The following is a 634-nucleotide window of genomic DNA, read 5'->3' on the forward strand; positions in this document are numbered from 1 at the left end:
TTGAACCAGCGCCCCGACATCTGCACGAACTCGCCTGCCGAGATCATGGCGGCATGGCCGACAACAGTGACCAGATCGCGCTGCCCCCGCACCTTCACCCGCAGGACGCAGAAGCCGTTCTCGGCGTTGTGGAACGTCACCCGCTCCACGAGGCCAGCCAGCGCTTCCGTGGGCGAAGAGTCGATGGCGCGCCCGCTCATCCGACCTGCCGGAAGAACGGCACTCCCGTATCGTTCATGACTCGCCCTCCCCTTCCGTGATGCCGCCGTAAGCCAGTATTTGTACGACGCGCCACTATCCGGGACTACCCATAACTACGATTCCGCACTCTGGAGCACGCGCATGCACGCCTTCTCGTATTACCGTTTTCCATTGAAATAACAGTCATCTGTCCGGATCGTGTGTCTGTTTTCCTTGCCTTACGGTCGGAAGAGAGCGACGATGACGGACAGACCCAGCCAGTCCATTGCCACGGCGTATCGGCCGCCCGAGCCCGAGTTGCGGCTCGTCCTGCGCCCCAATGCCCCCGACCCGCGTCTTGTGGCGCGCTGGGTTCTTCCGTACTTTTCGTGATGATGTTTTTTGATTATGCGGGCTGAAGGACACGCGCCCTGAGGAGTTCGAAGCCTGCTCT

General features: G+C 61.0%; 2 protein-coding genes. One reads left to right on the forward strand and one right to left on the reverse strand.

Annotated elements, in window-relative coordinates; genetic code table 11:
- Nucleotides 1-200, reverse strand: a 200-nt coding sequence (locus AABE20_RS11255; RefSeq protein ID WP_489752675.1) for a YrrC family ATP-dependent DNA helicase, incomplete at its 3' end; no start/stop codon positions are given.
- 241 nt (nt 201-441) lie between these two features.
- On the opposite strand from AABE20_RS11255, the gene AABE20_RS11260 reads away from it, so the two are divergent.
- A complete protein-coding gene (locus AABE20_RS11260; RefSeq protein ID WP_338333150.1) occupies nt 442-573 on the forward strand; it encodes a hypothetical protein in 132 nt (43 codons plus the stop codon).
- The last annotated feature ends 61 nt before the right edge of the window (nt 574-634 follow it).

Origin of the sequence: Acetobacter zythi (assembly GCF_963921165.1) — a bacterium.
In the GTDB taxonomy this organism is placed as follows: domain Bacteria; phylum Pseudomonadota; class Alphaproteobacteria; order Acetobacterales; family Acetobacteraceae; genus Acetobacter.

What these genes read in the sequence shown, in the direction of transcription:
- AABE20_RS11260 (WP_338333150.1), top strand. Translation starts at nt 442, where the DNA reads ATGACGGACAGACCCAGCCAGTCCATTGCCACGGCGTATCGGCCGCCC.